This is a genomic window from Cuspidothrix issatschenkoi CHARLIE-1 (assembly GCF_002934005.1).
GTDB classification, from domain to species: Bacteria; Cyanobacteriota; Cyanobacteriia; order Cyanobacteriales; family Nostocaceae; genus Cuspidothrix; species Cuspidothrix issatschenkoi.
In genome coordinates this window covers 1-7,066 of the sequence record NZ_PGEM01000195.1, presented here as the reverse complement: position 1 = coordinate 7,066, position 7,066 = coordinate 1, and the positions used below count along the sequence as shown (strand labels likewise).

Annotated in this window: 8 protein-coding genes; 4 read left to right on the top strand and 4 right to left on the bottom strand. The window is 40.4% G+C overall.

The genetic code is table 11. The features are described 5' to 3' along the window. Positions 1-45 precede the first annotated feature (45 nt). The 4 genes from CUN59_RS19775 to dhaL all read left to right on the top strand — a co-directional run bounded on the left by CUN59_RS19775 (position 46) and on the right by dhaL (position 4,348). Positions 46-1,278: a BaiN/RdsA family NAD(P)/FAD-dependent oxidoreductase gene (locus CUN59_RS19775; RefSeq protein ID WP_104389440.1), complete on the top strand. Its 1,233-nt coding sequence runs from the start codon at positions 46-48 to the stop codon at positions 1,276-1,278. Between the two features lie 198 nt (positions 1,279-1,476). Then, entirely contained in the window at positions 1,477-2,523 is a 1,047-nt protein-coding gene (gene lpxD / locus CUN59_RS19770; RefSeq protein ID WP_104389439.1) for a UDP-3-O-(3-hydroxymyristoyl)glucosamine N-acyltransferase, read from the top strand. Positions 2,524-2,634: 111 nt separating this feature from the next. Continuing rightward, on the top strand, positions 2,635-3,708 hold the full coding sequence (gene dhaK / locus CUN59_RS19765) for a dihydroxyacetone kinase subunit DhaK (protein ID WP_104389438.1): 1,074 nt from the start codon (positions 2,635-2,637) through the stop codon (positions 3,706-3,708). A 1-nt stretch (position 3,709) separates the two neighbouring features. Next, entirely contained in the window at positions 3,710-4,348 is a 639-nt protein-coding gene (gene dhaL / locus CUN59_RS19760; protein WP_104389437.1) for a dihydroxyacetone kinase subunit DhaL, read from the top strand. 114 nt (positions 4,349-4,462) lie between these two features. Here the strand turns inward: dhaL and CUN59_RS19755 are convergent, their stop codons facing one another. The 4 genes from CUN59_RS19755 to CUN59_RS19740 all read right to left on the bottom strand — a co-directional run. Further along, entirely contained in the window at positions 4,463-5,017 is a 555-nt protein-coding gene (locus tag CUN59_RS19755; protein WP_104389436.1) for a protoglobin domain-containing protein, read from the bottom strand. A 110-nt stretch (positions 5,018-5,127) separates the two neighbouring features. Then, a complete protein-coding gene (locus CUN59_RS19750) occupies positions 5,128-6,003 on the bottom strand; it encodes a DUF4388 domain-containing protein (protein WP_104389435.1) in 876 nt (291 codons plus the stop codon). A 59-nt stretch (positions 6,004-6,062) separates the two neighbouring features. Next, entirely contained in the window at positions 6,063-6,602 is a 540-nt protein-coding gene (locus CUN59_RS19745; RefSeq protein ID WP_104389434.1) for a GTP-binding protein, read from the bottom strand. Positions 6,603-6,832: 230 nt separating this feature from the next. Further along, positions 6,833-7,066 (bottom strand): roadblock/LC7 domain-containing protein (locus CUN59_RS19740; protein WP_438501837.1); only part of this gene is annotated, 234 nt, incomplete at its 5' end.

Here is a 7,066-nt window from a genome sequence, read left to right as displayed (position 1 = left end):
ACTTACGGCGAATAGTTAATACATGAGATTACAAAATTTTTGAAATTGTTACCCTTAAAAATTGTTGTTATTGGTGGTGGGGCAGCAGGATTTTTTGGCGCGATTGCTTGCGCCCAAACGAATCCCCAAGCCCAAGTGACGTTAATTGAAGCCAGTCGTCAACCCTTGGCGAAAGTTTTAATTTCCGGTGGGGGACGTTGTAACGTTACTCATGCTTGTTTTGAACCCAAAAATTTAGTCCAAAATTACCCCAGGGGTGGTAAAGCTTTACTGGGTGCATTTACCCGTTTTCAACCCCTAGATACCATCAGTTGGTTTGCAGCAAATGGAGTAAATTTAAAGACTGAGGCTGATGGGCGAATGTTCCCAATTACAGATCGGGCAGAAACTATTGCAGAATGTTTAATTAGAGAAGCTTTTGCTGCCAAAATAGAACTCTGTATTGGTACACCTGTAAGTGCTGTAACTCGAAAAAATGAAGAGTTTGAAATTGTTCTCAAATCGGGAGAAACTAAACAATGTGACCGTTTACTTTTAGCTACAGGTAGCAGTTTAGCTGGTTATAAAATCGCTAGGGAATTGGGTCATGATATCCAATCTCCAGTACCTTCTCTGTTTACCTTTAATATTGCCGATCCCCAACTGCGAGAACTAGCAGGAATTAGTGTTAATTCTGTCAATGTCAGATTATCAGGGACAGGTAAAACCCCATTACAACAAACTGGACCATTGTTAATTACCCATTGGGGTGTGAGTGGTCCGGCAGTGCTGAAACTGTCTGCTTGGGGTGCAAGAATACTCCATGAAAACCGCTATCAACATAAATTAATAATTAATTGGTTGCCTCACTTGTCCCCAGAAGAAGTGAGACAAAAACTGTTAGAGGTAAAAACAGAATGGGGTAAAAAAGCGATCGCCTTACATCGTGGTGTAGACTTACCCCATCGTCTGTGGCAATACATTATTCAGCGTGGCAATATTACCATAGAGGAGCGATGGGCAGCCATATCTAATAAAACCCTAAATCAGCTAGTGCAAGAAATTACTCAAGGAGAATATTTAATTACAGGGAAAGGAGTATTTAAAGAAGAATTTGTCACCTGTGGTGGTGTCAACCTCAAGGAAGTTAACTTTAAAACCATGGAAAGTAAATTAGTACCTGGGTTGCATTTTGCTGGTGAGATATTAGATATTGATGGTGTCACCGGTGGTTTTAACTTCCAAAGTGCTTGGACAACAGCCTATTTAGCCGGTCAGGCCATGAGTGGAAAAAATTAGACATCTAAGGTACTCACCCAACCAATTTTGGATTTACGATTTTGGATTTACTCCACACTAAAGTATGGAGTTTCTCTGATTTTAGATTAGGGATTTTGGGATTAATTCCGCCCTGAAGGGGCAAGGGTTGTACCGAAAATTCCCAATCCAAAATCTAAAATCCAAAATTTTTCAGTCAACCGTCAACAGTCAACCGTTATGAAATTAAGTAAAATTATCAGCCATTTTGGTAATGCTGTCATCCAAACCAGTCTGAATATTCACCCAGATCAAGATTTAGAAATTACTGGAGTTGCTGCCATAGAGGAAGCTATAGCTGGTAATATCAGCTATGTAGAAGGGACAAAATTTGGCTCTTTAATTGCCTCTACTGCTGCTAGTGCTTTAATTTTACCTAATGATGAAAAGTTGCAACTTGAAGCCACAACTAGGGGTATTGCTTGGTTAGCAACCCCAGAACCAAGATTGTTATTTGCCAAAGCTATTTCTCTTTTTTATCAACCCTATCGTCCTACTCCAGCCATTCATCCCAGTGCGGTAATTGATTCGGATACAAAAATCGGTGAAGATGTTTATATTGGCGCTCATGTTGTCATTTCCCCAGGTGTGGAAATTGGTAATGGTGCAATTATTCATCCCAACGTCGTCATTTACCCGGCAGCGAAAATAGGCGATCGCACAACCTTACACGCCAATTGTACCATCCACGAACGTAGTCAAATCGGTGCAGATTGCATGATTCATAGTGGTGCTGTCATTGGTTCAGAAGGCTTTGGCTTTGTTCCGACCCGCACAGGTTGGTCAAAAATGGAACAATCAGGTTATACAGTTTTAGAAGATGGGGTAGAAGTTGGTTGTAACACCGCCATAGATCGTCCCGCAGTGGGAGAAACCAGAATTGGTAAAAATACTAAAATTGACAATTTAGTGCAGATAGGACATGGCAGTCAAATAGGCTCTGGTTGTGCCATAGCAGGTCAAGTAGGCATAGCTGGCGGCGTAAAAGTAGGAAATCGGGTAATTTTAGCTGGACAAGTGGGAATTGCCAACCAAGCTAAAATTGGAGATGGGGCAATCGCTTCTGCACAAACTGGCATTCACAACGATGTTGCACCGGGAGAAATTGTCTCCGGGACTCCTGCTGTTCCTCACAAGCTATACCTCAAAGTATCAGCAATTTACAACCGTTTACCAGAAATGTATCAAAATCTCAAACAATTACAGCGAAAATTGGGTAATGGGTAATAAGGAGCAGTTTTTTTTCTTCTTCCTTGTGAACTCCTGGGCGAACGGCCGTTCGCCCCTACTGAACTCCTCAATTCTTACAAATTTCTTTTGAAGGATAGCATTTAGATCATGAAAAAGCTGATTAATCGGCCAGAAAACTTTGTCCAGGAGAGTCTCCAAGGTATGATGTTAGCTCATAGGGATTTAATTAAAATCAACTATGAACCGACCTTTGTTTATCGCGCCGATGCACCAATACAGGGAAAAGTAGCAATTATTTCCGGTGGTGGTAGTGGTCACGAACCCATGCACAGTGGTTTTGTTGGTCTAGGAATGCTTGATGCAGCTTGTCCAGGAGAAATTTTCACCTCACCCTCCCCAGATCAAATATTAGCCGCCGCCACTCAGGTAGACGGTGGTGCTGGTATTCTTTATATCGTAAAAAATTATAGCGGCGATGTGATGAACTTTGAAATGGCCATAGAATTAGCCCATAGTCAAGGTATCCACGCTGTCAATATTTTAATTGATGATGATATTGCCGTTAAAGATAGTCTTTATACCCAAGGGCGGCGAGGTGTTGGAACAACCGTATTAGCAGAAAAAATCTGTGGCGCGGCCGCAGAACAAGGTTATAATTTACACCAATTAGCCGATTTGTGTAGAAAGGTCAATCTGCACGGTAAAAGCATGGGTATAGCCTTGAGTTCTTGTACAGTTCCCGAAAAAGGAACGCCTACTTTTACCTTAGGGGATCATGAAATAGAATTAGGTATTGGCATTCATGGAGAACCAGGAATAGAAAGAATTAGCCTGAAATCAGGTGATGAAATTACGGAAATTTTGGCCAATTCTATTATTAATGATACTAATTATAGTCGTAAAGTCAGAGAGTGGGATGATCAAATAGGCGCGTGGACAGACTTGGAACTATTAAATAAACCTCTGCAAAAAGGCGATCGCCTCCTGGCCTATGTTAACAGTATGGGTGGGACACCCATGGGCGAGCTTTATCTTGTCTATCGCAAACTGGCAGAAATCTGTGAATTGGCAGGACTGCAAATCGTGCGTAATCTAATTGGCCCCTACATGACATCATTAGATATGCAAGGTTGCTCCATCACACTGCTGAAATTAGATGATGAAATGCTGCGTCTGTGGGATGCACCAGTTAAAACAGCAAGTTTACGCTGGGGAGTTTAAAATGATCACTCAGGTGCAAATCATCGAATGGTTACAGGCTTACACTAATGTAATTGAGCATCATAAAGAAGAACTGACAGAATTAGATGCAGCCATCGGTGATGCTGACCACGGAATTAATATGGATCGTGGGTTTAAAAAGGTCAGAAATTTGATTGGTAGTTTGAAAGGTCAAGATATTAGCGGTATTTTGAAAACTATCAGCATGACCTTAATTTCTAGTATTGGTGGCGCAAGTGGTCCCTTGTATGGGACATGGTTTTTAAGAGCCAGTGCGATCGCTACTGACAAACAAGAATTAGCATCCCAAGACCTATTAAATTTACTTCAAGCCGGTTTAAATGGCGTGTTAGAGCGAGGAAAAGCCGAATTAGGAGATAAAACAATGGTAGATGTCCTATCTCCTGCTGTAGTTGCTTATAAACAAGCCTTAGATCAAGGATTAGATTTATTACCAGCCTTGCGGGTAGGTGTAGAAGCTGGGGAAAATGGTTTGCACGCCACCATCCCCATGTTAGCCAAAAAAGGCCGAGCTAGTTATTTAGGAGAAAGAAGCATAGGACATCAAGATCCCGGAGCTACTTCTGCTTATTGGCTATTGCGGAGTTTATTAGAAGTAGTAGAAGCTTCTGGGGGTTAGAGGTTTTTAGGGCAGGGATGCAGGGGAGAAATTTTCCTTTTGCCTTTTTCTTCTTAGTTCTTTATTTCTTCCGCCTGAACTCCTGTCACCCTGGCCTAGTACCTGTCACCTTTCCTACATACTAGCTGCACCTGTAGCAATTAAACGTCTGAATAAGGCTGCTGACCAGCCAGTTTCTCTAAGTACCGCAGAGGAAGAAACTTCTACATAAGCCTGTTCAATAAAAGCTAAATCAATCATACAAACTTTAGCCAAAGCGTCTTTTAATTCATCTGATTTACCATCGGCTTTGAGTTTTCTACCGACTTTATCAACGACAACGGCCATAGCAGGAACTACGTGCTGAGGTCCGATACCAATCTTTACATGAATTAATCCAATATGCCAACGACATTTTGCATAGTCATCACCCCAATTATCCATACCTGTGAACATCTGATTAAACCAGTCAATAAAGGTGGCGTGTAACCGATGAACCCGTCCTTCAGTGGCATTTAAAATACCATTCATTTCTTCATCACGTCCCAAGAAAGCATAAAAATGATCTGCCATTTCTTCGGCAACTGCTGTTCCCCAATCTGCATTTGCTTGCATTACTTTTTTATCTTCTGCGGTTAGACCAATACGGGTTTCCATGGTGGTCAAAAAAGCGCGAGGTTCAATAGCCATAATGAATCCTTAAAAATAGTTAAGTGTGGATGTAATTAATTTGTTGATACCCTGTAAAAGAGAGAGGATGGAAATTTCTCAGAAGTAAAATAGTACCACTGGAAGTGTCATCAACCAGTTTTACTTCGCAGAAAACCAACTAAATTTTTCAAAAATGATTGACTAATAGCAGGTTTATGGGCAGGTTCAGGAACTGGTGCAATTACAGGTATTTCGGGAATAGATTCTTCCATCATGGGGATAGAAGCAGCCGCAACCATAAAATGCTCTTCTGCCAAACCAACTACAATCAAACGGAAGGCAATTTGCAATACTGTCTCAACGGTGAGATTCAGTTGATTAGCAATTTTTTCTAGGGAAACTTCACCATTAGCAAATTCCCATACTTGCCATTCTTGAGCATTTAATTGTAACTTGGGCTGTTTTGTGCTTAAGCCTGATAGTCCAGATGTGGGATCTGGTAACTTTTCTGCTAAAGCACTCCAGTCTCGTAATGCTCGCAAACCGATTAAGATAACTTCGGTTGCAGACATACTCAAACCAGTCATTTCTCCTAATGGTAATGCGCTGATTGGTTCAAATCTAAATTGACCATCTTTGATTTGAAATAAAGCACAAACTGGACGAAGAACTTGGGAGTTAAATAGCAGTTTTAATTGTTCTGCTTGCACTAACCCTTGGGATTTTAAACATAGTCCCAAAGGGGAATTAATAAAACAAGAGGAAATGTGAGTTACTCTAGAAATTACTCGTTCACTTACCCATCCTCTTTGGGCAATCATTAAGGTTAAACCTTGTTCATCTAAACGATCAGATGCAGCTACAACTCGTCCTTGATGTAACCAAATATAATAGAGTTGTTTATTGCTAGGTTGATTTTTATCAGATGATAATTCAATATGCAGTACACCTGTTTTTTTGCCTTGATCTAAAAATTGCAGCAGTTCTGGCAAGGAAAAGTCTGCAAAGTTACCATTAATAGACATACAAACCTCCTGATTAATTAGAGCTTTTATTTAAAGCGAAAGTTTAAAATCCTATAACTCTAAACTGTACAGCTTTCCATCAAATGTTGTACTAAATGAATTACTGCTTCGGCAACGGAGTCTCTTTCATTGGGATTGACGGTGACCAAAGGAGGGCGATTTTGCTCATCTACATAACCAATTGCTAGATATATATCTTCTGCTGCCCAAGCTCCCGGACAATCTGTATGGGTGATACCAATTATCATGGGTACATTGACTCGTGCTTGCATAAAGTTAAGAATATTCCGGGCTTGGCGAAATTCTCTCGGTCTATGGGCTGCTACTAATAATATATAAGCGTGTGCTTTCTGAATCAGAATATCCCACATAAAATCAAAGCGAGTCTGTCCAGGTGTTCCGTATAGGTGTAACGCCATATCAGAACCAAATTGCAATCTACCAAAGTCAAAAGCTACAGTTGTTCTTTTCTTTAGCAATGCTGTTTCATCAGTTGCACGGGTATCTGTATCTACAACTTCAATTTCACTTACAGAACGAATAAAAGTAGATTTACCAGCCCCTACAGTTCCCGTGACAACCAAGCGCATAACTTCCATTTTTATCCCCTCCCATACAAAAATGCTAACAATTGCTTACATTTTTTCCTGTTTCACGCTGGCAAGGTTGGCACTATCTGATCTACAGGCTGACATCACCAATCTAGCCGCCTGATCTAAATAAATAAACAGATCAAAAATCAAGGGGGAATTTCCCCAAAATCAGCAATATTTATCCGTCAGGAAACTCTATTTAAGTTATCTGTAAAATGAATTTTCCAGAATTTTATTTACTGTAGAACTAGCTTTAATTCTTTGAGAGCATTCTTGATTTCTAACATTAATACCCCTTGTTTAGCACTTTTACTAGCTAAAACTAGGAAAACGGCATCTTGACCACAACCTGTTAATATGCTGAAACCGTTATCACCTTCTACGAAAATTCTTTCAATACTACCTCTAGCTAATTCCATTCCGATTCTTTCACCTAAAGATAACATAGATGGGGAGCATATCAACTTTGT